The organism is Spiroplasma endosymbiont of Halictus nicosiae, from assembly GCF_978018445.1.
This window is the reverse complement of record NZ_OZ389573.1, coordinates 2,310,120-2,335,856: the sequence shown is the minus strand read 5'-3', so window position 1 is coordinate 2,335,856 and position 25,737 is coordinate 2,310,120. Positions and strand designations below refer to the sequence as shown.

Here is a 25,737-nt window from a genome sequence, read left to right as displayed (position 1 = left end):
TCAAAATTATATTCTTTAACAATTATAAATAAATTAGAAAAAAGTGTTGATAATTTGCAACAAGTTAATTTAAAGTTTCAAAATTGAAAGTTAATTCCTAGGGTTAATGATGTTTTAGTACCATCTAAAATAATTACTTCTACTGATAAAAATAAATATGTAAAAGAAGATGATAGGAAATATATTGTAATTTATCCATATCTAATCCAACAATGAAATATAATTAAAACAGATGCAAAAAATATTAATAATACCTGAGCATGAAGTTCAAAAGCAATAATTTATTATTGAGATGGAACTAATGAACCACAAACACCAGATGTTGATACAGATACTGGCAGTGTTATTTTTTGGACTGATACTAATTATCAAAATACTCATTCTTTTTTATTAAAATATATTAATGCTATTGTGCAAGAAAATATTCGAGTTCAACAAGGTGGTAATCTAGATTATGATGATCCAAATTTAGGTAGTCAAAGAATTATTTTTGATTTTGAAATTATTAATAATTTGAATAAGTCTAGTATTGGTATTATTTTAACTAAAAAATCAATTTATCGAATGATTTTAACGATTGATGAACGAAAAAATATTATTGCTGGGAGTTTAGAGTTAACACATCTTAAGCAATATTGAAATGGATATGATTATAATAATTATCGGTATACTGATGATTTAGGTTTTTTATTTTCTTTTATGAAAGATAAGGAAAATACATTTAATTTTAGTGCTGAAACATATAATTATTATCAGGGTAATACTCCTAATACTGGTAAAGAGATTTTTGAACAGATGAAAGCTCAAATTGATATTAATAAATTTTTAAAAGCATTTTTTGCTCATTCTTTAGTTCCAGTATTTCAAAATCGTAGTAATTTTATTGAAAGTGGATATATTGATAATTTAAAATATGATACGGTTTTAATTAACTTTTTTGGTTTAAAATTAGTTAATTTTACAGATATTTTAATTGAGGAAAGCAATATTAATAAAACTCAATTTAAAAAATTATTAAATAGTATGTTTATGGTTTTTCAAAATTTTTATAAAGATTATTTACGAACAATTTTTGATTTAGAAAATAATACTTATACACAAGGATATAATAAAAAATATGGTTTATTAGCGAATAATGGTTTTAAAATTTATCCACATTACTTTTATTTTTCTGATAAATACAAATAATTAGATATTAAATTGTATATTGTAAATTGCATTTTTCATCTGTTTCACGTATTTTACAAAAAGCATTAATAAAAAGAAAAGATAAAAAAATAGATTTAAAAAATTGAGAAAATTTATATATCAATTTGGATGATGCGCATGTAACTTTAAAAAATAAAAATAATAAATCTTATTTGCAAACTGTTAGAATAATTTCATTTAATACTGGAAAAGAAAATAATAAATCTTTAAATAAAAAATATTGTTATTTTTTTCTTAATAAGAAAACTCTAGGAGCAGAATTTAATGCTTTATTTATTAAAAAACAAATTCAAAAATTTTTTTAAAATTATGAAAATATTAAATTAATTATTGGTGGGGATAGTGCTAAATGAATTAAAAAAAACTGCTAAAATTTTAGATGGTATATTTATATTTGTATAGATTTCATGCAATAAGAGAATTAAAGAATAATATATATTGTAGTAATCGTAGTAAAGAATCCTTTAAAAATTATTTACACGCAAAGGAATTATTTTTACAAGGAAAATACGACGAATTTATAACTTTTTTAAAATCATTGCAAAATGAAAGAATTAAATTAAGATATTTTATTAATTTAAAAAATGGTATTTTAAATCAAAATAAAGAGTGAAATATTGGCGGTATCTGCTGAAAGTGATGTTTCAAGAGTTGTAAAATCTTGTTTGAGATATGGGAATAAAACATTTTTATTTTCAACATTTAAAAATATTTTGGATTTAAAAATTATGCGATTTAATTTTAGTTAATTTAAAATAATTTAATTTTAGTTTTTAAACTATTTTTTAGTATGTTAAAATATGAAGTTATTTTTTGTATTTTTTTTTTTTTTTTTTTGTGTTATTATTTTTTTATAAAAGAAAAAAGTTTCTTGTTCTTAAATAAATTAAGTAATACTCGTTTATATGCAACACTCCCTAATATTGTATAAAACTTCTTTATAAGATGGGACCTTTAATAAGGCAGATTTTGAAAAATTACCATTACCTGTAAAAGAATGAATAATTTCTTTTTTATCATTAAACCAAAAATACGATTTCATATGCGACAATCTATTAGGCTTATCAATAACATTAACTTGGTTATTTAAATTATTGTGTGAAAACTATTAATTATATTTAGCAACACGTTCTTGCTCATTTTTTGCACGACCTGAAACCATATAACTACGAATAATATCAATCGAAAATTTACCTTTAACACTTTCAAATAAATACTTTTCAACAAGAGATGTACCAGCAAATCCGTTAATAAAAACAACATGGGCAGTATCCTTGGATGTTTCTTTAACCATTTCTCATATTTGGCTTTTTTCAGTTTCAAAATCACCATATTTATATGTCTAATACCAAAAACAATACCTGCAATAGCTCCTGCTGTTGTTAAGACACCAAAAGTTGTTCCTCCGATTATTATTGTTTGTTTTTTTACTTTTCTATTCATTTAATTAATTCCTATCTTTTTGTTAAATTATTTAAATATATGTGTTTTGATAATTTCATTCATACTAATATTTTATAATATTTTTTAAATTATTTTTTTATAATAAAGATTTTAAAAAAAAATTAACAACAGTAAAATTGCTTAATTCCCCTGTTCATTCTTTTAACCACCCTATCAGTTTTTAAAATTTTCCTTACCTATTCATTATTATTTTCATTATCTCTTTGAACATTATTAATTTGTGTTTTAATTCGTTCACGACGTTTTGCTTCTGCTTCCTTTGCTGTTTGCTCTTCAATTTCTAACATGCGTGATAAATAAGGATTACGATTAGTATGATATTCTTTAACGTGATTCATATCTGGTTCAGAATCACTGTTTCGTAAATCATGCAATTTCTTATGATATCCTGATGCATTTTGTGATAATGGTTTCGGGCGACGAAGAAACTGATTATTTAAATTATTTTCTTGTAAATTAAGTAGCGTTTTAAATCTAACTGCTCCCGCTTTTGTTGAATTATGTTGGATTAATCGACAACGTTGCTCTAATGGCATATCTTCAGAAAAATTATCATCAATATGATAAGCTTCAGCAACTGCATTGCGAATCTGTTCATTAATTTCTCTTTGCTCTTCAATTCCTTCAAACATTGCTGTTTGCTCATAATCATCAACATTATGTTGTGGCATTGGATTACGAATTTTTTCTTTAATTTGTTCTAATTCTGCTTTTAACTCAGCTGTTCTATCGCCAAAAATATTTGCTCCACTTTTTCGTGGCTTTAATAAAAATGATACCGTTTGTGCTGTTGGTTCAGATAATTTATTTTTAGTTTTTAAAGTTGATGGAATAATTTCTTTATTTGTAACTGGATCATATTTTCGAAAATATGGTTCAATGTTAGTTTTACCAAAAGACGAAATTTTTTCTTCAATAATATGAATTTTTACTAACTCCGCCTTCTTTTCACTCACCCGCTGAGCAATAACATCCTCAATCAAAGTTATGGGACTATTTTCTTTTTGTTGTTTATATGAATGCGACATATTAACTTTAAATTCATCAGCACCATCTAATTTTTTTCCATATAAAGGTGAAATAACTTCACATAACGATGTTAAAGGAGATTTATTCTTATTATTTTCAATTGTAATTTTTTTGTTTTCATTTTGATATTGTTTTCGTTCTTGTTTTAAATGAGGATAAGCATCATCATGATTATAATAAGACTCTATTTTATGGTTTTTATTTTCGCTCATCATGAAAACCCCCTTTATTTACATATATTATAAAACATTTCTTATTTTTTAACTAGTCGATTCGAAGTAATATTACTCCGCCCAACCTTTGCTTGATCAACACCATTTAATTGAACAGCATCACCAGTAAAACCAATATTAATTTTTGCCAACGATTCCCCAACGCCATAAATATCAACAGGAACACCTTCTTTTTCAAAATCCTGGATTTTTTGAACATTAAATCCTGATGAAACAATAATTTTAATATGTTGATATCCTGCCTTATCTAGAGTTTGACGTAAAGCACGAATTAAGTGTTTATTAACACCATTAATTTCACTACTTGGATACTTATCTTCTTTTCCAAGAAAATATTTATCGATTAATGATTGAGAAGTATCAACACGAACTGCATATAAATTTGAAAATGCACGTGCTACTTGCAAAGTATCAGTAATAACATCATTATTATAATCAACTAAAGCCACTAATTTATCAGTTGGATAAAACTTTTGATAAGCTTTCAAAGCTGCAATTAAATCACCATTAAAAGCTTGGATTAAAGCATGCGGAACAGTGCCCATAGGCTTATAATTACCAACTAATTTTGTTACTTGTGCTGTTGTAACAAAATTAGTTATTCCACCAATTTTTGCAGCATAACCATCATTTTCTTGATTATAATAATAATCACTACGATCATTCATATATATCACTGGCTTATTATTAGCTGCTTGTAATACACGATAACAATTTGTTGCAATACTTGTTTGTCGTGCTAAAATACCATCAATAATACCTTCTAAATGGCCAAACTGATAATAATGACCAGTTACTTTTAAAACTGGTTTATTAGCTTGAATTAAATCGCCATCCATTAAGGCAGTGATTTCTAAACTTTCCGCATTAAAAACTTCTGTTTTTAATAATTCAACACATTCATTAACGCCTGCTAAAATAACATTTTCTTCACGTTGAAAAAACTGCATTGTTATTAAATCATTTGGTTTTTCATTTTTTAAAATATTTGCTGTTTTTAAAAAATAAATTGCACTATAATACCCTGCCTTAATTTTGCCCATTATAATATTCCTTTCAAAAACTATTTCCCAGATTATATTGTTGCTTTGATAATAACATAATTTTTTTGCCAATAATAGTAATTGGTAATCCCAATTCGCGTTCAGAACAAAGCATTCCATTTGAAATAATTCCTCGTAATTCACTAGGAACAATTTTTAAACCTGAAGGCATAATTGCCCCAACACGTGCAACAACAACCAATTGGCCAATATCACAATTATCAGCTCCACAAATAATTTGTTCAGTTGATAAACCAATGTCTACTTGACAAATATTTAATTTATCTGAATTAGAATGTTTTTTACGCTCAAGAATTTTGCCAACAATAAATTGTGGTTGTTGATTAATATTAAAAGAATAATCTTTTTGTTTAAAAATACCTCCTAACTCTGCTAATAAATTAGAATTATCACTATTAATTCCTAACTTCAAAGATGTTGTTAAATGTTTACTAGCATTTAACAAATTAAACCCACAACATTGGTGGTTTTGATTATAAAATAATACATAATCATTATTAATAACATAATTAACTGTATCAGGTGTTGATTCATATCCCATTAAAATATCAAAGCCTTGATTATAAAATAAACCAATTGTTTTTGTTCCCATTTTTACTCCTTATTACTTCAATTAAATCCTTTAATTTTTGTTTCATCTAAATCTTCAATAATTGTTGTTACTAACTTAATTGTTTCATTAAAGTCATCTAAATCAATAATACCACTAATTGTATGCAAATTACGGGCAATTAAACACGCTTGAATAGTTGGAATACCAGCTGTTGTTAAATGAACAGCTCCAGCATCAGTTCCTCCCGGCGAAATATAAAATTGATATTTTATTGCATGTTCTTTCATCAATTTAAGTTGATATTGAATTAAATCATAACGCGTAATATAGCCATTTTCCATTCCACGTAACATTACACCTTGCCCTAATTGTCCAAAAGTTGTTGTTGATTCATAATCTTGTCCTGGTGAAACATCAATTACAATTGCAAAATCAGGATTAATTAATGCTGTCGCTGTTTTAGCACCGCGAGTTCCAACTTCTTCTTGCACACTAAAACCAACATATAAATCATAGTCTAATTGTTTATTTTTAACTTGTTCTAAAACTTCTATTCCTAAAATAACACCCATTCGGTTATTAATCGCTTTTGATAATAATCGTTTATCATTTAAGAAAACTGTTGGACCTTCACAAATTACAAAATTTCCTTCTCGAATTCCAGCTTTATAGACTTTTGCTTGTGAAGAAAAACCAAAATCAACTAACATATTAGCAATTGGCGTTGATTTTAATCGAGCTTCTGGTAATAACAAATACGGTGCAATTGCTGAAATCGCACCAATCAAAAACGTTCCATCATCTTTTAATAACTTTACTCGTTTAGCTAATAATGTTTGTTCCCAAATATCTCCTAATGGATTAATACGAACTAAACCTTTACTATTAATTTAGCTTACCATAAAGCCAACTTCATCACCATGTGCCATTAATATTACTTTTTTGGGATTTGTAATTCCTTTTTGATTTCGAATTACAGCAAAGCAACTCCCTAAATTATCCTGAATTATTTCTGAAGTATATTTTTGATAATATTGTTTTAATAGTTTAACAACTTCTTGCTCACATCCAGATGGTCCAAATGCTTGTAAAATAGTCTCATACATTTTTTCTGTTCAGTAGTAATTTTCATTGTTATCTTCCTTTCATCCTTGAAATTATTATATCAAAGTTTATAATTAATATATTGTTAAGATGTTAACAATATATTAACTTAGATTCAATGATACTTAAGAGATAGAAATAAATGGAGGAAAAATATGCGCAAAGCTGCATTAATAATCGACTCATCGTCTGGAATTAAGAAAGACGATTTAAAAAAATATGAAGATACTTATTTATTACCATTATTACTAAATTTTCCAGATGGAAGTGAAGTGGAAGATGACGAAGATGTTATTTCATTTAATGAATTTTATGATATTTTAGAACATCAAGTTATCAAAACTAGTCAAATTCCAATGGGAAAAATGTTAAGTACTTGAAACGAATTGTTAAAAAAATATGATGGCATTGTTTTTATGGGATTATCAAAGGGGCTATCTGGTCAGCATGAAAATATTTCAATGTTAGCTCAAGGCGATGAATATAAAAACAAAGTCTTTGTTATTGATACTGACGGGGTAAGTCAACTGCTAGTATATATGATTGATATAGTATATCAATGAATTGGAGAAGGAATTGAATTAACAAAAATTCAATCAAAACTTGATTTAATTAAAACAAAAGTTAGCGCCTTTATTATCCCAAAAAGTTTGGAAACTTTAAAACGCGGGGGTCGAATTACAGCGGCAGCGGCAGCTTTAGCATCGCTTTTAAAGATAACCCCTATTTTGAGATATGATGGTCGCATTGATAAATTTGATAAAACTAGAACATTTAAAAAAGCTGTTGAAACAGCTTTAGGACAAATAAAAAAAGAACGGCAAAATTGAAAAAACATTATTTTATTGCATTCAAAAACAGACGATGAAACATTAAAAGAAGTTTTCAATATTATTGAAGACGCGGGTGCTAAAATTATTTCAACATACATTTTTCCAAATGTTATAGCAGCTCATACAGGAGCAAATACGGTTGTGCTAGTATGTTGAGATGAATAAAAGGAGGTACAACCAATGAGTAAAAAAATTGCAATCTTAACTGATTCATCAGCAGGTTTCACAACAGCAGAAATTAAACAATTAGGTATTCATGTTATTCCCTTACACATTATTTTAAATAATGAAGTTGATATCTTAGATACGGAAGAAGAAGCAACAAAACATAATTTTTATGAAGTTGTTCAAACAGGAACAACAAAAACAAGTCAAGCATCAACTGGTGAATTAATGATTAAATATGACGAGATTTTAAAAACATATGATGAAATTATTCATTATCCAATTGCTGAGAAACTTTCAAGCCAATATGCAACTGCTTATCTTTTAAGTCAAGATGAAAAATATCGTGGAAAAATTCATGTTGTTCGTAATCATACAGCAGCTTTTGCTTTAAAAACATTAATAATTTATGCTAATGAATTAACAAAACAAAAGCTTAGTGTCAAAGAAATTATTGAAAAAACAAATGAACTTGAGCAAAAAACATATATGGCAATGATTCCTGGTAGTTTAGATCGTTTATCAAAAGGTGGACGTGTTGGAAAAGTTTTATTATCATTAATTAACTTATTTAAAATTAAAATTTTAATTCAATGAGGAGAACACCCTAAGAAAATTGCCTCATCACGAACTTTAAATAATTTAATTGAAACTTTAGTTGAAACATGAGAAAAATTTAAAAAAACAGTTAAAATAAACTTTCAATTATTTGTTTTAAAAACAAGTGAATGTGCTAGCAAAGTTTGAGATAATGTTACACAAAAATTAAATGAATTAAAAGTTAATTACCACACCGAAAATTTAGCTAATATCTTTGTTGCACATGCAGGGTTAAACACAATTGCTTTTGTTGGTGTTCCACAAATTAAATAGAAATGAAAAATCATTTCTAATATTAGAAATGATTTTTCATTTTTTCTTCATTAAATGGCGGAAGTAAAGAGATTCGAACTCTTGCATGGATCACTCCATCTAACGGTTTTCGAGACCGCCCCCTTTAACCAGACTTGGGTATACTTCCACTGTTTAAACTGGCAGGGGTGACAGGACTTGAACCCACAACGTACGGTGTTGGAGACCGCTGTTCTACCATTAAACTACACCCCTAAATCCTTTTTAAATCATAACATAATAAGATAAATATGGCAAAATAAAAAAGTATTTCCATACTTTCATCTTTTTATGTTATGGCAGGGGTAGCAGGACTTGAACCCACAACACCCGGATTTGAAGTCCGGTGTTCTACCGATTGAACTATACCCCTAACAAGATAAATTAAGCGCCTAAATTAGCACTTAACAATTTTAACAAAATAATAGAAAATAGCAAATAATTTTACTTATTTTCTTCATTGAAGTACTCTTCAAATTGAAGTGATTCATATTTTTTATTATGGCACTGGTCACAGATTCCATGCCCTTCAATTTTAAAATGGACTGGTTCTCAATTAATATTTGTCATTACATCTTTTAAATTATCTAACTTAATTTCATGTAAAATATTCGTATCTTTAATATGAACAACATTTTTACAAATATCACAAACCATATGAAAGGATGGGTTTTCTGCTAAATCATATCAAATTTGTTTACCATCAAAAGAATTTGTAAAAACAATATGCTCACTAATTAATAAATCAATTGTGTTGTAAACTGACATTAAATTAACATTTTTAAGTTCTTGTTCTAATAATGTTACAATTTCAGTTAACGTTAAATGTTGCTTTTCTGATAAAATTTTAATAATTGCTAACCTAATTTCAGTAATTCGGTAATTTTTACTTTTTAATAACTGTACAATCCCGCCATATGATAATGCCATTGCCACCAGCTCCTTTATTTTTTAATTTCTTTAATAACTTCAACTAAATCTGCAACTGTTTTAATACCCATTAATTTATCATCTGGTATTTGAATCCCACATTTTTTCTCAGCCTCAATAACTAAAACCATCAAATCTAATGAATCTAATCCTAATGTTTTAAACTCCGTATTTAAATTAATTGGTTTAGAAATTCCACGTTCTTTTAAAACTTTTTTAATTTCATCTAGCACATTCATTTAAAATCCCTCACATTCTCTTAATAATTAATATAATTATAACAAGTTTAGCAATAAAATAATAGCATTCACTAGTGTAAGCTTTCTAATGTAAGCTTCCAAGCTTGATATAATTGTTGTTCATTATGATAATGATAGACAATTATTGTTTTTGAATAACTAATTTTTTCATTACTATAATAGAAACTAAGATAACTTGTTGGATGATAAAAAAACATCATTTGCGGAATTCAACATTTTAAAAAATAATAATGAAAACGAATATTATCAAATTATGTATAGAAAATTTAATTTAAGGAGTTGAAATTATGCAAACAAAACATTATTTTCTTTTGCGGTCCTTAGTAATTAAGTATCGAAAAGATAATGTTATTAATACTGTTAATAAGATAGTAACTAATAATGTAAAAGAAAATGAATAAATTATCCGCCTAATTTATTCAATATTGTTTATTTTTGAGCGTAGCGAACACGCGGAGAGTGCCGCGCAAGCTAAATTTTTAGCAGGAATTAAATTATGCCAGTATGGTTAACATGAATATTTATTATTGTTATTATTTTAGGAATTCTTGCTTGAATTGGTTTATTCGATTTATTAAAAAATTCGTCAAATTCGAGGTAAGAAAAAAGATAAAAAAGAAATTGAAAACAAGGGTGATAAAGAATAATGTTAGGTATGTATTTAACAACAGCTGTTAATTTTCTAGCTACAGATACTCCTACTATTTCAGGCGGAATGGATTCTATTTGAAGCGGTTTGGGACAAGCAATGATGAAAGTTAAAGATGCTGTTTATGCTGTGTTATCACAATTAATGACCTTTTTAAGTGATGCTTGAATTATTTTAATTCCATTTGGAATTTGAGTAATTATTAAAATATTAAACTTTTTCCGTGTCATGGTTAAAGGCTTTTAATATTTATTATAACTGATCCATAGCTATTCATATATTTTGATACACTAGTTTTTATGTGAGTTGATTAATTATAAACGTATAATTTTATATTTTGATAGCTATTAGTTAAAACTAAGTAGTTATTTTCAGTGTGCCTTAATTTTTAATTTTATATATTTAACAATGTTTATTACAATACATATACATTATTTAAACATTTTATAGTAAAGGTGGATTAGAATGAAATTTATTAATCCGTTGTCTTGGCCAGGCGGAAAAGCTAAACACTTTGATAAAATTAAAGCATTATTACCGGCTAAATTTGATAAATTTATAGATTTATTTTGTGGCGGTGCTTCAGTTGGCTTAAATGTGTTAGACCAGCAGTTATGTAACAAAGTAGTCTTTAATGATTTACATAGTGACTTGATTAACTTTTGGCGGGAAGGGATTCACTTAATCGAATTAGATTATTTATAAAAATTGGTATATCCTAATTCAAAAACTATTGATGAAATGAAAGAAAAGATAGCAAATGATTATTGTTTGAATACAGGCGAAAAATTTTTAATTAAAAATGCTTTAACTTTTAACGGAAAAGAATGAGGAACTTGAACAGATAAAAGATTACAACAAAATTTTAATTTTAATAAATTATTAAGAATTCAAAATGTTAGAAGACTATTAGTTGATTCTAAAAATAATATTGAGTTCTATAATTTGGACTATAAAAATATTATTAATAAATATTATATGGATAAAAATATTGTTTGATATTTAGATCCACCATATTTTTATAATAAAGGAAGAGTTTATAAACATTCAAAAATGAACTTTTATGAACTAAAAGATAATATTTTAAACATTAAAGGTAAATGAATTTTAAGTATTGATAATTCTGAATTTATTAAAGACTTGTTTAAAGAATTTAATATTAATGAATTTAAATGAGTTTATAGTTCTACTAATTGTCATAATTCATGTTGCAGACCCAACAAAAGCAACAGCCGAACAGTTAAAACCACAATTTAAAGATGTTGTTTTAAAAGCAGTAAAAGCAGTAAATAGTTCTTTAACTGAAAGTGATTTTAATTACTTTATTGAAAGTAATGGTGTTGATTGACCAATAAATATTACAAATGATACCAAGGTTTTTGCCCAAATTAAAGGTAAAAACAAGGCTACTGGTAAAACACAAATCCAATTGATGTAAAAATTAAAAATTCTTAATAGTACTAAAAAATAGTACTTTTTCGTTTGATAAATGATATGCCAATTGGAACATCTAAAACAGCCCTTATTTATGCTGTTAAAAAAATCCAACTAGATTGTCAATCCAACAACAAGAAAAAAGTTTTGGTTTACAGTTATTAGAATTTTTAGGAATTCAAGTTTTAGCACTTGGTTTATCAGTTTTAACTGGTCGTATTGCTTCGGCTGTTGGTCTTGGTGCGGGATTATCTAATTTTGCCGCAGCATTTATCTCATTTGGAGTAGAAACAGCAACCGATTTTGCCGTAAATCAAATATATGATAAATTAACATCAGAAGTAACAGAAAAAAGTACCGCCTTAAATTTGTTACCAGCAATTGGTGGAATTGGTAAATTAACGCGTGCTGTCCGAACAACTAGAATTTTAAAATTAGCAAAAGAAACTAAACTACTTAAAAAATTAGGTGTAATAACTGCTAATAATTTAAAAGATGTTGTAAGGCAAGTTATAGATAAAAAGATTTTATCTTCTAAATTAATATTTGATTTTACAAAGCAGGCTAATAATGAAACTTTATTATATACAATTGGAAAATTAGTCCGAAATGATTTTTATAAAGGTTTTAAAGTTTCTAAATTAGAAACAATTAATAATTTATTAAAAATTGAGAAAAATATTCAAAAAATAAGTCCTAAATTAGTTCAAAAAATACCACGCGTGAATAAAAAAATGCTAATAAATGATTGTCTGAATATAGATTAAATATTGATAAAATAAGTAAAATTAATACTAATGAGTGATATAATATTATGACTAATCTTTATAAAAAAGGTGTTGGTAAAAATCTACTATTAAATGTTAATTTAATGAGGGGCAGTAAAATATATAGTAATAAATTATTAAATATTTTTCATCAAACACCAATTAAATTAAATAAAATTTTAAATCATTTAAACCCAAATTTTTATATTCAAAATGTAACTAAAAAATTATTAGCCCTAATTGAAAAACAAATAATTACTATTAAACAAAAAGTAATTAGTAAAATTACTGATAAAACTAAAAAAATATTATCTAAATTTGAAACTAAGGCTATTAAAAAAGGTCAATTATTACCTTTTGCTTATGGTTCTGATGTTTTTTCAGCAGCTAAAATTGTTCCTTTATCAGTTGCGGATGAAGTTGCTTTAACAATATATTATAAAAATCCTAAATATGTCCCTATTGTCGTTATGACAACTTTAATCAAAGCAGAACAGTTTGTTTTGGCTCCTGAACTGTTTAAATTCTATATGAACAGTGAGTGGTTTATTGGTTGGGAATTTTAAAAAAACAAGTTTGTTTAATTTAGTTTCTTTTGCCCCACTTGCTTATCAGCAAGTAGTAAAAGATAGTTTTAAAATATATCGGACAATTGCTAAGATATTAAAAATGCAAGAACAATTTAAAAATAACTTTAATAAAGATAAATTGTTAAATACGCTAGAAGATAGTGCGGTTACTAGTTTGTTAGGTAATGGACTAGTATTTCAAGCATATAAACAACTCAGAACAAAACAAGATTTAAACAAAAAAATTAAAACAAAAACATTACTAAATAGTAAAAAATTTATATTAAAGAAAATATATTCTAAAAAAAGTAAATGATAAGGAGATGATTAAATGTTAAATGAATTATGACAAAATGTTACTTTGGAAAATTATAATAATTTTATTCCAATGACAGGTAAAATTACAAAAGTTCCAGTTCGTTATAATAAGTTCTTTAAAGGTGATGTAGAATTATGATTTAAAACATTTGCTTTAAGAGCCCAAAATATAATTAATTCTTACTTAAACTATCCATTTTCAAAACTAAAATTTGAAACATTTAAAGACCCATTATTAAAGAAAATTTGTATTAATATTGTGTTTATTACGATTGAACATTGAACATTTAACCGTATTCCAATTGAGTTTTTTACTTCAGCAAATATGAGTGTGGTGATATTAATTATTCTTCACAAAATGACCCTATGGCAACATGACAAAGTCTATTGCCTACCTATGCAAAATCATTGGCTAATTTAACAACTTTAAAGAAAATGTTTCGTACTTTTCAAGAAGAAGGTATTGATTTAACAATGATTGATTTAGAAGCATATTATACACAATTAGAAGTTGATGCTTTATTAGATAAACTTGTTATAGAAAAAATTAAAGATAAAAAACTTGCAAAAATAAAAGAAGAAATTTTAGATGAATTAAAAAAATCAATTGTTATACCAAAAGTTCCAGATTGAGAAATTGGTGATACTAGTGATTTTATAGTTGGTCAAACTGGATATAATATTCCTAATTTTGATAAAGAAAATTATATTTATAGAATTTGAGCATTAGGAAAAAATATCAAAGGAGATTTAAAAAGTCAAGGGATGTTGTAAACAAGGCATAGTTTTAGACAAACAATAGGTGTTATATATAATCAAATAGGTGTTTAATAGTGCATGTTTAGCATTATCTATTAATCCTGATGGATTGATTAATATTGGAGTTAATGGTCCAGCAACATTTAAACCTTTGGGATTTGTGTTTATTGAAAGAAAAAAGGTAAATTAGAAAGGAAATGTTATTATGCCAAAAGTAGAAGTTAAAGATGTAATTATGTTTTTGAAAATATTTGGAGTTTCGTCATTGTTTTTTATCGCAGGAATTATTATTTGTTTTATAGTAAAAAAAACATTAGGTATTTCTTGACCAGCATATGTTATTGTTTCAGCAATGCTTATCGGAGCTGGAATTATAGTTTTGATTATTAAAACAATTAGATTTATCAAAACACATAACAAACAACAAAAACAAGATAGTATTGAAGATATTATTAAAAAAGAAGATACAAAATAAAGAGGTGTTATAAATGGGATTATTACCAGCAAAAAAGAAATTAAAAAAAAAATATGATATTTATAGTTATTATCTTTATTTAGCAAGAACGATTACTAATCGTAAAAATGTTACTGTTCAAAAACATAATGAGATTTTAGAAAAAAGAATTTGTGAAGATAATGCTAATTTTTTAAATCCGCGAGATTTAGAAATTAGCATTTATAATCCACTTACTAATCAAAAAATAGATACTAAATTAATTAATAGCTTTTTAAAAATGCAGGACTTTACCAATAAGAATTGATATAACGAATATAAAATTAATAAGAATGGTAAAGGTGCATATTTTATTTTTGCTAATAATTTAAAACTTAATTTTATTACTATTGATTTTTACAATGACCAGTATGATGAATTAGGTAATTTAGTATCTTGCACTTTTGATTATGACCCTTATATTAAAAATGACCAGAGTATTTTTATTACTGAAAAATTAGAGATTGATGCTGTAACTAAACAAGTTAAAGTTATTAGAAAGTTAAAAACACGATTATATAGTACTATTACCGACTTATATATTGATGATGCTAAATGAAATAACTATATAACTTTACAAAGAGAAGAAATATTACCACTTAATTTTATTCCAATTCAAATTATTCCTAATAACCCTAATTTTGAGCCTTCTGCTCGTTATGGTAAACAATTTGCTAGTATTTTAGATATTATTGCTGAAAAGATAATGTTAAATCCATTATTAAATAGTGGTAAATTTACTATTAATACTAATCGAGTTACTGGTGTGGTTGACCAAGAAATTAGTAAAATGATGGCATCATTTATTGAAAATGACTTGTTATTAGTTGAAGGAGACCCTGATAGTAATTTTCAACCAGTAAACTATATTACTGGTAATTTTAAAGGTGAGCAATTAACTAAAATATATGATTGATTATTAACAAATTACTATAAAATAAATCGACATCATGTTCCCGCCATTGCTAAGGGAGCACAACAAACTCAGGCAGAAGTTGCTGGTGTAAATATTCAAACAAATGCATTATACGAACAAATGATATATATTAGAGAAATTAAATCAACTGAATTTATTATTAAGTTAATTAAATATGATAATGCTATTTGGAACAGTAGAACATTCAATATTAAAAATATTGACGAGTTAATTGTTGATGTTCACTTACCAGTAAATGCTGCTTTAAACAGACAATTAAAAAACAACGAAACTATTATCAATATGCATAATGAAAAAGGAGAACAAGAATAATGTTAAAACCATCTGAAAAAATGTTAGCACAATTAGCAGAAAAAGATGAACCAATTAGACTATTCAATTGATAGTATTTTGTTAGATTTTGCTAGTCAATCGCAGTACAGCGACCCTGATTTAGAACAATTATTTATTACCGAAAACAATAAAAATGAATGTTATATTATTGAAGAATATAAGCGTCCTTATTCACCTGATGGCATTGATATTATTAAATCTACCCACTTAGTTAAAATAACTGATTTTAAGTGAAAAAATCAGAATAGTATTCATTTAGTTTTATAAAAATCATTGCCAGAAGATACAGTATTTACTGGCATTGAAATTAAATACCCTAAATCAATGTTATTTGGAAATATTAAGTGTTGAGGCAATATCAATGGTGTTTATTCTTATCCATCATCAAATATTGAAAATGTTAGTTTAGTACCATTATTATCAATGTCAATTGAAACAAACCCTAATTTAAGAGTATTTCAATATTGATTTACCGAAAGTTTTTTACCCTGAAGTATTGCAAAAAACTATATTCAAGGTAAAGATATTTCAGATTTAATAAATAAAAATGGTTTAGATAAAGTTTTATTGAATTATTTAACATATCGTTATAATTATGACCGTAAATTTCAAGGAGCAAAATACTACAAAATCAAATGTATTAATTATTCATTGCCCGTAATGTTCAACTATTTCATTTAAATTCATTGCGTTTTTTGGTGTAACAACATTTTCTTCAATTAAATATTTATCATATTCATTATTTTCATTAATTTTATAACCACTAAATAAAAACACCGTGTGGTCTTCACTACCATTAGTATAATCCACACCAATTGAATAACTATCAAATTGATACTGTTTTGTATTGGAATTATAAAAATATTGTAAATTATACTCTTTAATATATTTACGATAATTTCGTAAAACATAAATACTGGGGTCATTATCGTTATATTCAAATCCGTAGTATTCAAGTTGAAATAAATCAGGTCGCTTTTGTTTGTTTGTTAAAACAAGTTTTTTAGTAATATCAGGTATTTTATTTCAAACAGCACCCATTGTTAATCATAAATTAAAAATACCCAAACCATTAAATGCTTGTTTGTTTTCTGAATATACTTGATTGTGTTTTTTTAAAATATTTTTAATTCTTTCATTTAAGGGTAAATATGGGGTTACAAATTTTTCATAAAAAACATGGTATTTATCAAAAGGATTAAAAGTAAATTGATTAGAATATGTTTTATGAAAATATGTTATTACTGTTATGTATTGTTTTGTTATGTTGTCTCATTCTTGAAATGTTTAAAATAATTCTTTTACTGGAATAGGATTATCTAAATTATATTGTTCATTATCATTTTCATCAGTATATTTTTCATAATATACTTTTAAGCTTTTTGATCTAAACATGGAAATTCGCAAATTATTATAACGTTTTTCTAATTCTTTATCAGTTAAAATTTCTTTTTCTTCAGCATCTATCATTTCATCTGTTCACGCTGATATAATACCACTACCTTTACCAACTTTCCCCATAATTTTATTACCATTAGCATAATCCGCAAAAGCAATTCTCACACCACTAGGAAAAACAATTTCGCCACCTTCTTTAACATTTTTAGGTCAAACAATGCCATTTTCATTGTGGGGTCCTATATCAATCCCATATTTATCGTATAAATAATTACTTACATTAATTGTATCGCCAAATGTAGTATCTTCATGGGTATTGGCATATCTTCGCAAAATGTTAGATGAAGCATCAGTAAAATTACAAGCAAAAAATAATTTTTCTGCTATGTGATTTCATGTCTTATTAGTACCACGCCCCGCTGAAACAAACTTTAAAAAAGTTGGTGAAATAGAATATCGGGCATAACTATCACCAACAAAGTCTTTAAATACTTCTCAATCAAAACCAAAATTATAATCACTAAAATTCAAATCATATTTTTTATTTAAATATTTATAACTAGTAATCCGTTTTTTGTTATTAATTTTGGTAAAATCCTGCATTTTTAAATAGCCTCTTTTTTTGATAAGATTATGTGAAGTATTGAGTATCATATTTTAAAATAATTTGTTTATATGAAAGGAAATTATAAAATGGAATTAAAACAAAATTTATTAGAAGATTATAAAAAAGATAAAATAATAGAAACAAACAATGAAACTAAAAATTTCTTGATTGAAAGAGATAATGAGATATTTAAATTATATCAACAAGGACAAATATTACAAGGATATAAGGTGATATAAAAATTGCCAAAAACAATTAAAACAGAATATGGAGATATTCTTATTAAAATAAGATTATATGTTAAATATGATGAAGAAAAAAAGAAAATATAAATTGTTATCCTTTAGATGAAGAATTAGGTTTAAAAAAATACGAAAGAATTGAAATAAATTTAAAAAATAAATATATGTCTTTTATCTGTTACAAAATTTCATACTTCTGTTGGACATATTATTAATTTGTTTTTTGAAGAATTTGTGGAAGATAAATTAATTCAACCAACATTTATTTTTGGTCATCCCGTTGAAGTTTCTCCATTGGCAAAAACAAATGCAGAAGATCCAAGATTTACTGATCGATTTGAATTATTTATTAAAGGGCGTGAATATGCAAATGCTTATTCAGAATTAAACAATCCAGTTGAACAATATGAGCGTTTTGTTAGTCAATTAGCAGAACGTGATAATGGTAATGATGAAGTACAAGAATTAGATATTGATTTTATTGAAGCATTGGAATATGGAATGCCACCAACAGGTGGTTTAGAAATTGGAATTGATCGCCTAGTTATGTTATTAACAGGACAAGATTGAATTAAAGATGTATTATTATTTCCCCACATGCGACCAAGAGGAAAATAGGTGATTGTATGGCATTTGGTATTGAAATTGGTTATAGTTCAATTTTAACATTACGTGAAACAGTAGAAGCAATTAGTTTAATTAAACGTGAATTAGTTCGTCCTTTTATTATTCAATTTAATTTATTAAAAGTTTATGCACCTTTAATTACTACATAAGAAAAAGGGTTTAATGATGATTTTCGAATGACAGAACGGCCAATTAATTTTGATATTTTACCAACTAATTTGGTTGGTGAAATATTACAGTCACACAATAAATGGCGACGAAATGCAATTAAACAATATGAATTGTTAGAAAACGAAGTAATTTTAACAACGGCAATGGTTTTGCGTCGTAATATTAAGCAATCAAATAGCCAAACAGTAAGTTTTAGCGAAATTGGATTTGATTTATTATTAGAAGAAAAAGACATTACATTATTAAAAATTAAGCAAACAATTGATAAAGCAACTAATATTGTTAGTAATGTAGAAGACATTTTATTATTAAAATTTCCGCAATTAAATAAGAAATTTAAGAAAAAATTAAATTGAACAAGTCAAATTGAATTACAAAAAGCAATGCGATTATTAAGTTATCAAGAACGCTTGAATCGTTATACAAGAGAAAATGGTGCTACAATCCTCTATGGTTTAAAAAATAGTATTACTAATAATACGATCGAAATTAGTGAATCGCAAGATGTTTTTAATTGGGAACTCTATGCGAAAATTTTTGTTTATGATTTTGTGTTAGAAAAAGCTATTTGTATTGGTTATTGTGCTGCTACTGTTAATTGTGATGTTTTAAAAAGTCAATTAACAGTAACAAAAGAAACAAGTAAATTAAGAACAGAATATGATGCAAAAGTAGCAACAAATGACTTATCAGTGACACTTTCGTTCGGACTTTTTAAGTCACAATTAGATTTATTTTTATTAGAAAAACAACATATTTGTGAAGTTATTGCTTCGGTTTGAAGTGATCATTTTTTAGAATATGTTAAGAAAAATGGAATTGAAATTTTATAAATGAAAAATTATACGGTAATTATTGTGGCAGCTGGGAAGTCATCACGTTTTAATCAAAAGGACAATAAGTTGCTATATCAACTTGATAATAAACAAACTATTATTGAACAAACATTAATGTTATTTTTAAGTGATTCACTTTGTACAGAAATTATTGTTGGTGTTAATGAAGAAATTTTAACTTTTTTATTGAAAAAAATTACCAAGCAAAAAATATCCAATTTATTATGGGTGGCATAGAACGAGTTGATACGATTTATCAATGTTTAATTAATCATAAAATTAGTAATGAAATTATAATGATTCATGATGGTGTGCGTTGTTTTACTAGTTTAACTTTTATTAATAAATTAAATCAAGTTTTTCAACAAAAAAATTATGAAGTGCTAATTCCAATTTTACCAATTACTGAAATCCTTTAAAAGGTTAAAAATAATTTTATTGAAAAAACATTACCTCGAGAAGAATATTTTACAATTCAGACGCCACAAGTTTTTAAAGCAAGATTATTATATCAAGTTTATGACAGATATTTTCAAACTAAAAATAGAACAATAATTTATGATGATAGTTATTTAGTAGAGTTATTTTCACCAGAAACAAAAATTCATACAATTTATGGTGAAAAACAAAACATTAAATTAACTTATGTTGATGATTTAAAATTATTAAAATAACGATTACAATTAAAGGAAATATAAGGTATAATAATTAGCGAGTTAATAATGCTTAAATTATAATTATTAGCTCCTTGTCCGAATAGGACCTAGACCAAAAGGAGGAAAATAAAATGCGTAAATATGAAATTATGTATATATTAAATCCCGAAGCAACTAATTTGGATGAATTAGAAAGTAAATTACATCAAATTTTAGAAGCTAATGGGGGAAAAACAGAAGAACACGGAAAATGAGGAATTAAAGATTTAGTATATCCAATTAATAAGAAAACAAAAGGATATTATGGAGTATTAATTGTTAATACAACATCAGAAAACATTGATGAATTTGTTCGAATTAGTCATATTGAACAAGATGTATTACGAATTTTAGTAATTAATACAGAAAAAGAAAAAGAATATATTCAATCAACTGTTTATGCAAAAACAGAAGTTAAGAATGATAAACCAGACCCTGATCGTAGACCAGGGAATAAAAAAACTGATTATAAACGTCATGAACAACGTTCAGAAGGTGAAGAAGCAAAATCAGAAAATGCACCCAACTGAAACAAAAGAATAAAAAATTAGGAGTGTGCAAGAGTTATGTTAAATCGAGTTTCATTAGTAGGAAGACTAACCCGTGATTTAGAATTAAAAAATTCTGTTAATGGTAAACCATTTGTTGCTTTTACATTAGCAGTAAATAATAACTTTAATAACCAAGCTTCGTTTATTCCTTGCTTTGCTTGGAATAAAACGGCAGAAAATATGGCCCGTTATTTAAAAAAAGGATCATTAATTGCATTAGATGGACGTTTACAAACGAGAAGTGATAATGTTAATGGTCAAGTTACAACAATTGTTCAAGTAATTGCTGATATGGTTTCTTTTTTAGATTCAAAAGGTGCTAGTGCTGCTACTAACATTGGTGGTCCATCAATGTCAATTGCTAATGATTTTTCTAACGCAACTTTTGAACAACCAGAACCACAAGATGGTAATAATATTACTTTTGATGACGATGATGCAATTTTATGAGATTAAAAAGAAAGGAAAAAGAAAATGAATCCAAAATTTAAACGTTTTAAAAAACAATGTTATTTTACAAAAAATAAAATAACATACATTGATTATAAAGATATTGAATTATTAAAAAAATTTATTTCTGGTAATGGGCAAATTTTGCCAAAACGAGTAACAGGAACAACTGCTAAAAATCAAAGAATGTTAGCAACAGCAATTAAAAGAGCTCGTCAAATGGCTTTATTACCATTTGTTATTGATTAAAAAATACTTACTTTTGTGAGTATTTTTTCTTTTTCGTGTAGAATTAATATGATATATATCATAGGCAGTAAAAAAGTTAAGGGATGACATTATGAAACAAAATCCAAGATTTATTAATGTTTTCAGAACAGAGGCAAAAGAAAAAAAGCAAAAAATTGACTACAAATAATTAAGTATATGCTAATTTGCTTTGTGCCTTTTTTGTATGGTTTTATTTGTTGCTGAGCTTTTTGAAACCCATTAACAAAAATTGGTAATATTCCTATGGCATCTGTTACAAATAATAAATTTTATATTAATGGGACTGTTGCATATAAACGGGTATTATTTAATTTATTTAAAAACAAGAAACTTTTTTCTTTTATAAAAACATAATAATACAAAAAAAAAAAAAATAATTTCATATTTTAACATACTAAAAAATAGTTTAAAAACTAAAATTAAATTATTTTAAATTAACTAAAATTAAATCTCATAATTTTTAAATCCAAAATATTTTTAAATGTTGAAAATGAAAATGTTTTATTCCCATATCCCAAACAAGATTTTACAACTCTAGAAACATCACTTTCAGCAGATACGCCAATATTTCACTCTTTATTTTGATTTAAAATACCATTTTTTAAATTAATAAAATACCTTAATTTAATTCTTTCATAATGCTATAATTAAATAGTAAGTAATGTAGCGAGTTATTCTAGGTTCTACTTGCAAGTTTAAATAAAGAAAAGAAACCTTGCCAGTCAATAGTCTGTGAAATACTATAAAATAAAAAAAGAGATAATTAAATCTCTTTTTTTAGATGAGGAAGCGACTACGCTCTTTCCAATAGCGGACAAGTCCATATGGGGCTCATCTTTGACGGACAGCTTACCTGCTCTCTAAGAACACACCAGCAACTTTGTTTCTAAGAAGTATTTACCGACTAGACTCTGATCGACAATTTATTTGGATATCCATATATAGAGTAGGCTGTAAACCACTGAGCCTATTACTTTTAAAATAGGGACTTACTCTATTTTTGTACTGCTTGATAACTATTATATCCAGTTTTCATTTAATAGTTAATTTAAAGGTTTAAATAAGTAAATTTCCTTTTGGTTTAAAAACAGTAAAACCATGGCTTCTTTTGCAACTGAAAACATAACTTATTTACAATATTAATTATATAAAAATATAATTAAATGTAAATACCTTTATTACTTGTTTTAAGGGGTATATTAGCAATAAAATATATTAAGTTTAGTATTTTTTTTTTTTTTTTTTTGTATATATAAAACTTGCTATATTTAGTAGTTCCTTTTGGGTATTTTTCTTTTAATGCTTGCTGTAATTGTTTTTTAATATAATTTCTTAAATGACTAGGTAATCATTTTCTTAATCAATAACGTCAAAATAAAGATCCTGCATTAGATACAGCATTACTTAATAATTTTCAAATTTCAACTGGAACACTAGGATAAACATATGGACCATAAAATTTCGGATGTTTTGCTGTTTTTGTATATATTAAAATAGTTAAATTACCTGTTAAAGTTAACTTATTTGTAATATTAAACATACCACTATCAAGTCAACTACTATTTAAAGGTTGTCAATTAGTATTTAAATAATTTTCATTTTTAAATTGTTCTTTATTTTTAATATTATTATCTTTTTCTAATTGACTTAATATTTGTTGTATTTCTTTTTTATGACCTTTTTTAATTAAATCTAAATAAGTAAATGGATTTAATCACTGATAAATATCTTCAACTTTAATAAAATGTTTATGGTTTTAGGTCGAAGATCATATTTAGGATTAACACCTGCTTATTTAAAAGTAATTGGTTCACAAGCTCAATTAAAATCGATGGTTAATCGTGAATTATATGAAAATACAGCAATGGGTATTCCAGTATCAAAAAGCTTTCATTTAGAAAAAACATATATAAAAGGACAAGTTAATCGTGATAAAGGTTATAATTTTACTAATGTAAATGGTTTAATTATTAATAAACAAGTATAAGCATATCCAATTAATATGGATACTATTCAACAAGTTTTAGATAATGATACTGCTTACCCTAAATGAATTGGTAAAGTTCAATATGCAACACCAACTATTTTATATCCAAAAACATGTAAAATTATTTTGGAAAAACAACCAAGCTAAGATGAAATTACTGCCGCTAAAAGTAATCTAAATAAAACTTTTAGAGTTCCAGTTGATTATCTAATTTCAGCATCAAAACCAGAATCAAAACCAAATAATCAAGGTTAATATAAAATGAATTTACTAATATTACGCGTTTTAACTTTATTAGTATCTAATTTAGAAAATAAACCTTTAATAAGTAAATTTGTAAATTTAATTAATAGAGTTAATCAAGTTAAAAATAAAATATTAAAGCCAATTAATTATATTAGTGATAAATATAATAAAATTACAAATAAAGTTGAAGATATTTATCAGTGATTAAATCCATTTACTTATTTAGATTTAATTAAAAAAGGTCATAAAAAAGAAATACAACAAATATTAAGTCAATTAGAAAAAGATAATAATATTAAAAATAAAGAACAATTTAAAAATGAAAATTATTTAAATACTAATTGACAACCTTTAAATAGTAGTTGACTTGATAGTGGTATGTTTAATATTACAAATAAGTTAACTTTAACAGGTAATTTAACTATTTTAATATATACATAACAAATGGTAATAAAGCCATTTGACGAGCTCTTTTAATTGCTGTTGCTAACATTCTTTGATTTTTAGCAGTTGTTCCTGTTACTCGTTTTGGCAAAATTTGCCCATTACCAGAAATAAATTTTTTTAATAATTCAATATCTTTATAATCAATGTATGTTATTTTATTTTTTGTAAAATAACATTGTTTTTTAAAACGTTTAAATTTTGGATTCATTTTCTTTTTCCTTTCTTTTTAATCTCATAAAATTGCATCATCGTCATCAAAAGTAATATTATTACCATCTTGTGGTTCTGGTTGTTCAAAAGTTGCGTTAGAAAAATCATTAGCAATTGACATTGATGGACCACCAATGTTAGTAGCAGCACTAGCACCTTTTGAATCTAAAAAAGAAACCATATCAGCAATTACTTGAACAATTGTTGTAACTTGACCATTAACATTATCACTTCTCGTTTGTAAACGTCCATCTAATGCAATTAATGATCCTTTTTTTAAATAACGGGCCATATTTTCTGCCGTTTTATTCCAAGCAAAGCAAGGAATAAACGAAGCTTGATTATTAAAGTTATTATTTACTGCTAATGTAAAAGCAACAAATGGTTTACCATTAACAGAATTTTTTAATTCTAAATCACGGGTTAGTCTTCCTACTAATGAAACTCGATTTAACATAACTCTTGCACACTCCTAATTTTTTATTCTTTTGTTTCAGTTGGTGCATTTTCTGATTTTGCTTCTTCACCTTCTGAACGTTGTTCATGACGTTTATAATCAGTTTTTTTATTCCCTGGTCTACGATCAGGGTCTGGTTTATCATTCTTAACTTCTGTTTTTGTATAAACAGTTGATTGAATATATCCTTTTTCTTTTTCTGTATTAATTACTAAAATTCGTAATACATCTTATTCAATATGACTAATTTGAACAAATTCATCAATGTTTTCTGATGTTGTATTAACAATTAATACTCCATAATATCCTTTTGTTTTCTTATTAATTGGATATACTAAATCTTTAATTCCTCATTTTCCGTGTTCTTCTGTTTTTCCCCCATTAGCTTCTAAAATTTGATGTAATTTACTTTCTAATTCATCCAAATTAGTTGCTTCGGGATTTAATATATACATAATTTCATATTTACGCATTTTATTTTCCTCCTTTTGGTCTAGGTCCTATTCGGACAAGGAGCTAATAATTATAATTTAAGCATTATTAACTCGC

41 protein-coding genes, 3 tRNA genes and 4 pseudogenes are annotated in these 25,737 nt (G+C 25.8%); 31 read left to right on the top strand and 17 right to left on the bottom strand.

The genetic code is table 4. The features are described from left to right. Window positions 1–12: 12 nt before the first annotated feature. Together ACZ91P_RS15800 and ACZ91P_RS15795 are read left to right on the top strand one after the other, a co-directional pair. Window positions 13–1,185, top strand: a pseudogene (locus ACZ91P_RS15800) (spiroplasma phage ORF1-like family protein); the annotation flags it as partial. 29 nt (window positions 1,186–1,214) lie between these two features. After that, entirely contained in the window at window positions 1,215–1,514 is a 300-nt protein-coding gene (locus ACZ91P_RS15795; protein WP_465157262.1) for a hypothetical protein, read from the top strand. Window positions 1,515–2,317: 803 nt separating this feature from the next. Here ACZ91P_RS15795 and ACZ91P_RS15790 read toward each other — a convergent pair. The 6 genes from ACZ91P_RS15790 to ACZ91P_RS15765 all read right to left on the bottom strand — a co-directional run bounded on the left by ACZ91P_RS15790 (window position 2,318) and on the right by ACZ91P_RS15765 (window position 6,658). Then, entirely contained in the window at window positions 2,318–2,503 is a 186-nt protein-coding gene (locus ACZ91P_RS15790; RefSeq protein ID WP_465157261.1) for a hypothetical protein, read from the bottom strand. Between the two features lie 346 nt (window positions 2,504–2,849). Further along, window positions 2,850–3,914, bottom strand: coding sequence for a hypothetical protein (locus ACZ91P_RS15785; protein WP_465157260.1), 1,065 nt, complete (start codon window positions 3,912–3,914; stop codon window positions 2,850–2,852). A gap of 41 nt (window positions 3,915–3,955) precedes the next feature. Beyond that, window positions 3,956–4,978: a nicotinate phosphoribosyltransferase gene (locus ACZ91P_RS15780; protein WP_465157259.1), complete on the bottom strand. Its 1,023-nt coding sequence runs from the start codon at window positions 4,976–4,978 to the stop codon at window positions 3,956–3,958. Continuing rightward, window positions 4,965–5,591: a YtpR family tRNA-binding protein gene (gene ytpR, locus ACZ91P_RS15775; protein ID WP_465157258.1), complete on the bottom strand. Its 627-nt coding sequence runs from the start codon at window positions 5,589–5,591 to the stop codon at window positions 4,965–4,967. Before ytpR ends, ACZ91P_RS15780 begins: the two co-directional genes overlap by 14 nt. Window positions 5,592–5,593: 2 nt before the next feature. Next, the gene (locus ACZ91P_RS15770) at window positions 5,594–6,382 is read right to left on the bottom strand and encodes a M20/M25/M40 family metallo-hydrolase (RefSeq protein WP_465159028.1); all 789 of its coding nucleotides are present in this window, start codon (window positions 6,380–6,382) and stop codon (window positions 5,594–5,596) included. A gap of 60 nt (window positions 6,383–6,442) precedes the next feature. Beyond that, on the bottom strand, window positions 6,443–6,658 hold the full coding sequence (locus ACZ91P_RS15765) for a hypothetical protein (RefSeq protein WP_465157257.1): 216 nt from the start codon (window positions 6,656–6,658) through the stop codon (window positions 6,443–6,445). 153 nt (window positions 6,659–6,811) lie between these two features. Here ACZ91P_RS15765 and ACZ91P_RS15760 point away from each other — a divergent pair, with 153 nt between their 5' ends. Beyond that, window positions 6,812–7,654 (top strand): DegV family protein, encoded by an 843-nt coding sequence (locus tag ACZ91P_RS15760; protein ID WP_465157256.1) that lies wholly within the window; start codon window positions 6,812–6,814, stop codon window positions 7,652–7,654. A gap of 15 nt (window positions 7,655–7,669) precedes the next feature. Then, window positions 7,670–8,527 carry a DegV family protein gene (locus ACZ91P_RS15755; protein ID WP_465157255.1) on the top strand — a complete coding sequence of 286 codons (858 nt, stop codon included), beginning with the start codon at window positions 7,670–7,672 and terminating at the stop codon, window positions 8,525–8,527. 55 nt (window positions 8,528–8,582) lie between these two features. Here ACZ91P_RS15755 and ACZ91P_RS15750 read toward each other — a convergent pair. The 5 genes from ACZ91P_RS15750 to ACZ91P_RS15730 form a co-directional block, all read right to left on the bottom strand. Further along, a tRNA-Ser gene (locus ACZ91P_RS15750) sits at window positions 8,583–8,675 on the bottom strand. Between the two features lie 11 nt (window positions 8,676–8,686). Beyond that, window positions 8,687–8,761 (bottom strand) — tRNA-Trp (locus tag ACZ91P_RS15745). Window positions 8,762–8,842: 81 nt separating this feature from the next. Next, window positions 8,843–8,918: transfer RNA gene (locus tag ACZ91P_RS15740), tRNA-Trp, on the bottom strand. Window positions 8,919–8,989: 71 nt separating this feature from the next. Further along, on the bottom strand, window positions 8,990–9,475 hold the full coding sequence (locus tag ACZ91P_RS15735; protein ID WP_465157254.1) for a Fur family transcriptional regulator: 486 nt from the start codon (window positions 9,473–9,475) through the stop codon (window positions 8,990–8,992). A gap of 14 nt (window positions 9,476–9,489) precedes the next feature. After that, window positions 9,490–9,714 carry an acyl carrier protein gene (locus ACZ91P_RS15730; RefSeq protein WP_465157253.1) on the bottom strand — a complete coding sequence of 75 codons (225 nt, stop codon included), beginning with the start codon at window positions 9,712–9,714 and terminating at the stop codon, window positions 9,490–9,492. A 602-nt stretch (window positions 9,715–10,316) separates the two neighbouring features. Between ACZ91P_RS15730 and ACZ91P_RS15725 the strand changes: the two genes are divergently transcribed. From ACZ91P_RS15725 to ACZ91P_RS15655, 15 genes are all read left to right on the top strand, one after another. Further along, window positions 10,317–10,382, top strand: coding sequence for a hypothetical protein (locus tag ACZ91P_RS15725; RefSeq protein WP_465159026.1), 66 nt, complete (start codon window positions 10,317–10,319; stop codon window positions 10,380–10,382). Then, window positions 10,382–10,630 (top strand): hypothetical protein, encoded by a 249-nt coding sequence (locus ACZ91P_RS15720; RefSeq protein WP_465157252.1) that lies wholly within the window; start codon window positions 10,382–10,384, stop codon window positions 10,628–10,630. Before ACZ91P_RS15725 ends, ACZ91P_RS15720 begins: the two co-directional genes overlap by 1 nt. A 219-nt stretch (window positions 10,631–10,849) precedes the next feature. Continuing rightward, the gene (locus tag ACZ91P_RS15715) at window positions 10,850–11,089 is read left to right on the top strand and encodes a DNA adenine methylase (protein WP_465157251.1); all 240 of its coding nucleotides are present in this window, start codon (window positions 10,850–10,852) and stop codon (window positions 11,087–11,089) included. 36 nt (window positions 11,090–11,125) lie between these two features. After that, window positions 11,126–11,641 (top strand): DNA adenine methylase, encoded by a 516-nt coding sequence (locus ACZ91P_RS15710; RefSeq protein WP_465157250.1) that lies wholly within the window; start codon window positions 11,126–11,128, stop codon window positions 11,639–11,641. Beyond that, window positions 11,547–11,822, top strand: coding sequence for a hypothetical protein (locus ACZ91P_RS15705; RefSeq protein WP_465157249.1), 276 nt, complete (start codon window positions 11,547–11,549; stop codon window positions 11,820–11,822). Before ACZ91P_RS15710 ends, ACZ91P_RS15705 begins: the two co-directional genes overlap by 95 nt. Window positions 11,823–11,937: 115 nt before the next feature. Further along, the gene (locus tag ACZ91P_RS15700) at window positions 11,938–12,585 is read left to right on the top strand and encodes a hypothetical protein (RefSeq protein WP_465157248.1); all 648 of its coding nucleotides are present in this window, start codon (window positions 11,938–11,940) and stop codon (window positions 12,583–12,585) included. Next, the gene (locus tag ACZ91P_RS15695; RefSeq protein ID WP_465157247.1) at window positions 12,567–13,151 is read left to right on the top strand and encodes a hypothetical protein; all 585 of its coding nucleotides are present in this window, start codon (window positions 12,567–12,569) and stop codon (window positions 13,149–13,151) included. The genes ACZ91P_RS15700 and ACZ91P_RS15695 overlap by 19 nt, the downstream gene beginning before the upstream one ends. A 10-nt stretch (window positions 13,152–13,161) precedes the next feature. Next, on the top strand, window positions 13,162–13,473 hold the full coding sequence (locus ACZ91P_RS15690; protein ID WP_465157246.1) for a hypothetical protein: 312 nt from the start codon (window positions 13,162–13,164) through the stop codon (window positions 13,471–13,473). A 12-nt stretch (window positions 13,474–13,485) separates the two neighbouring features. Then, window positions 13,486–13,893 (top strand): hypothetical protein, encoded by a 408-nt coding sequence (locus ACZ91P_RS15685; RefSeq protein WP_465157245.1) that lies wholly within the window; start codon window positions 13,486–13,488, stop codon window positions 13,891–13,893. Beyond that, window positions 13,839–14,246 (top strand): hypothetical protein, encoded by a 408-nt coding sequence (locus tag ACZ91P_RS15680; protein ID WP_465157244.1) that lies wholly within the window; start codon window positions 13,839–13,841, stop codon window positions 14,244–14,246. The genes ACZ91P_RS15685 and ACZ91P_RS15680 overlap by 55 nt, the downstream gene beginning before the upstream one ends. Before the next feature lie 49 nt (window positions 14,247–14,295). Beyond that, on the top strand, window positions 14,296–14,421 hold the full coding sequence (locus ACZ91P_RS15675) for a hypothetical protein (RefSeq protein ID WP_465157243.1): 126 nt from the start codon (window positions 14,296–14,298) through the stop codon (window positions 14,419–14,421). 15 nt (window positions 14,422–14,436) lie between these two features. Beyond that, on the top strand, window positions 14,437–14,706 hold the full coding sequence (locus ACZ91P_RS15670) for a hypothetical protein (protein ID WP_465157242.1): 270 nt from the start codon (window positions 14,437–14,439) through the stop codon (window positions 14,704–14,706). A gap of 13 nt (window positions 14,707–14,719) precedes the next feature. Further along, window positions 14,720–15,973 (top strand): hypothetical protein, encoded by a 1,254-nt coding sequence (locus ACZ91P_RS15665; protein ID WP_465157241.1) that lies wholly within the window; start codon window positions 14,720–14,722, stop codon window positions 15,971–15,973. 45 nt (window positions 15,974–16,018) lie between these two features. Continuing rightward, a complete protein-coding gene (locus tag ACZ91P_RS15660) occupies window positions 16,019–16,261 on the top strand; it encodes a hypothetical protein (RefSeq protein WP_465157240.1) in 243 nt (80 codons plus the stop codon). 6 nt (window positions 16,262–16,267) lie between these two features. Continuing rightward, window positions 16,268–16,675: a hypothetical protein gene (locus tag ACZ91P_RS15655; RefSeq protein WP_465157239.1), complete on the top strand. Its 408-nt coding sequence runs from the start codon at window positions 16,268–16,270 to the stop codon at window positions 16,673–16,675. On the opposite strand, the gene ACZ91P_RS15650 is transcribed toward ACZ91P_RS15655, so the two are convergent. Then, entirely contained in the window at window positions 16,571–17,062 is a 492-nt protein-coding gene (locus tag ACZ91P_RS15650; protein ID WP_465157238.1) for a hypothetical protein, read from the bottom strand. The genes ACZ91P_RS15655 and ACZ91P_RS15650 overlap by 105 nt on opposite strands. Window positions 17,063–17,281: 219 nt before the next feature. Further along, window positions 17,282–17,995: a hypothetical protein gene (locus ACZ91P_RS15645; protein WP_465157237.1), complete on the bottom strand. Its 714-nt coding sequence runs from the start codon at window positions 17,993–17,995 to the stop codon at window positions 17,282–17,284. Window positions 17,996–18,085: 90 nt separating this feature from the next. On the opposite strand from ACZ91P_RS15645, the gene ACZ91P_RS15640 reads away from it, so the two are divergent. The 9 genes and pseudogenes from ACZ91P_RS15640 (at window position 18,086) to rpsR (ACZ91P_RS15600) (ending at window position 21,820) form a co-directional block, all read left to right on the top strand. Then, window positions 18,086–18,238, top strand: coding sequence for a hypothetical protein (locus ACZ91P_RS15640; RefSeq protein WP_465157236.1), 153 nt, complete (start codon window positions 18,086–18,088; stop codon window positions 18,236–18,238). Between the two features lie 201 nt (window positions 18,239–18,439). Further along, window positions 18,440–18,859 (top strand): annotated as a pseudogene (locus ACZ91P_RS15635) (amino acid--tRNA ligase-related protein); the annotation flags it as partial. Between the two features lie 8 nt (window positions 18,860–18,867). After that, window positions 18,868–19,017 (top strand): hypothetical protein, encoded by a 150-nt coding sequence (locus tag ACZ91P_RS15630; protein WP_465157235.1) that lies wholly within the window; start codon window positions 18,868–18,870, stop codon window positions 19,015–19,017. 15 nt (window positions 19,018–19,032) lie between these two features. After that, window positions 19,033–19,872 (top strand): annotated as a pseudogene (locus tag ACZ91P_RS15625) (class-II aminoacyl-tRNA synthetase family protein); the annotation flags it as partial. After that, entirely contained in the window at window positions 19,873–20,112 is a 240-nt protein-coding gene (locus ACZ91P_RS15620; RefSeq protein ID WP_465157225.1) for a 2-C-methyl-D-erythritol 4-phosphate cytidylyltransferase, read from the top strand. After that, window positions 20,100–20,549: pseudogene (locus tag ACZ91P_RS15615) on the top strand (2-C-methyl-D-erythritol 4-phosphate cytidylyltransferase). The gene ACZ91P_RS15620 and the pseudogene ACZ91P_RS15615 overlap by 13 nt, the downstream one beginning before the upstream one ends. 113 nt (window positions 20,550–20,662) lie before the next feature. Next, window positions 20,663–21,121: a 30S ribosomal protein S6 gene (rpsF, locus tag ACZ91P_RS15610; RefSeq protein ID WP_465157234.1), complete on the top strand. Its 459-nt coding sequence runs from the start codon at window positions 20,663–20,665 to the stop codon at window positions 21,119–21,121. A 15-nt stretch (window positions 21,122–21,136) separates the two neighbouring features. Continuing rightward, window positions 21,137–21,577, top strand: coding sequence for a single-stranded DNA-binding protein (locus ACZ91P_RS15605; RefSeq protein ID WP_465157228.1), 441 nt, complete (start codon window positions 21,137–21,139; stop codon window positions 21,575–21,577). 18 nt (window positions 21,578–21,595) lie between these two features. Next, on the top strand, window positions 21,596–21,820 hold the full coding sequence (rpsR, locus tag ACZ91P_RS15600) for a 30S ribosomal protein S18 (protein ID WP_114564870.1): 225 nt from the start codon (window positions 21,596–21,598) through the stop codon (window positions 21,818–21,820). Between the two features lie 1,180 nt (window positions 21,821–23,000). Here the strand turns inward: rpsR (ACZ91P_RS15600) and ACZ91P_RS15595 are convergent. Continuing rightward, window positions 23,001–23,381: a hypothetical protein gene (locus ACZ91P_RS15595; protein WP_465157233.1), complete on the bottom strand. Its 381-nt coding sequence runs from the start codon at window positions 23,379–23,381 to the stop codon at window positions 23,001–23,003. A 204-nt stretch (window positions 23,382–23,585) separates the two neighbouring features. Between ACZ91P_RS15595 and ACZ91P_RS15590 the strand changes: the two genes are divergently transcribed. The 3 genes from ACZ91P_RS15590 to ACZ91P_RS15580 all read left to right on the top strand — a co-directional run bounded on the left by ACZ91P_RS15590 (window position 23,586) and on the right by ACZ91P_RS15580 (window position 24,515). Continuing rightward, window positions 23,586–23,828 carry a hypothetical protein gene (locus ACZ91P_RS15590; protein ID WP_465157232.1) on the top strand — a complete coding sequence of 81 codons (243 nt, stop codon included), beginning with the start codon at window positions 23,586–23,588 and terminating at the stop codon, window positions 23,826–23,828. Window positions 23,829–23,843: 15 nt separating this feature from the next. Then, the gene (locus ACZ91P_RS15585; RefSeq protein ID WP_465157231.1) at window positions 23,844–23,975 is read left to right on the top strand and encodes a hypothetical protein; all 132 of its coding nucleotides are present in this window, start codon (window positions 23,844–23,846) and stop codon (window positions 23,973–23,975) included. Window positions 23,976–24,089: 114 nt separating this feature from the next. Next, the gene (locus tag ACZ91P_RS15580) at window positions 24,090–24,515 is read left to right on the top strand and encodes a hypothetical protein (RefSeq protein ID WP_465157230.1); all 426 of its coding nucleotides are present in this window, start codon (window positions 24,090–24,092) and stop codon (window positions 24,513–24,515) included. On the opposite strand, the gene rpsR (ACZ91P_RS15575) is transcribed toward ACZ91P_RS15580, so the two are convergent. The 3 genes from rpsR (ACZ91P_RS15575) to rpsF (ACZ91P_RS15565) all read right to left on the bottom strand — a co-directional run bounded on the left by rpsR (ACZ91P_RS15575) (window position 24,496) and on the right by rpsF (ACZ91P_RS15565) (window position 25,661). Continuing rightward, a complete protein-coding gene (rpsR, locus tag ACZ91P_RS15575; protein WP_465157229.1) occupies window positions 24,496–24,729 on the bottom strand; it encodes a 30S ribosomal protein S18 in 234 nt (77 codons plus the stop codon). The genes ACZ91P_RS15580 and rpsR (ACZ91P_RS15575) overlap by 20 nt on opposite strands. An 18-nt stretch (window positions 24,730–24,747) precedes the next feature. Further along, window positions 24,748–25,188: a single-stranded DNA-binding protein gene (locus tag ACZ91P_RS15570; RefSeq protein WP_465157228.1), complete on the bottom strand. Its 441-nt coding sequence runs from the start codon at window positions 25,186–25,188 to the stop codon at window positions 24,748–24,750. A gap of 230 nt (window positions 25,189–25,418) precedes the next feature. Beyond that, a complete protein-coding gene (gene rpsF / locus ACZ91P_RS15565; protein WP_465157227.1) occupies window positions 25,419–25,661 on the bottom strand; it encodes a 30S ribosomal protein S6 in 243 nt (80 codons plus the stop codon). Window positions 25,662–25,737 lie beyond the last annotated feature (76 nt).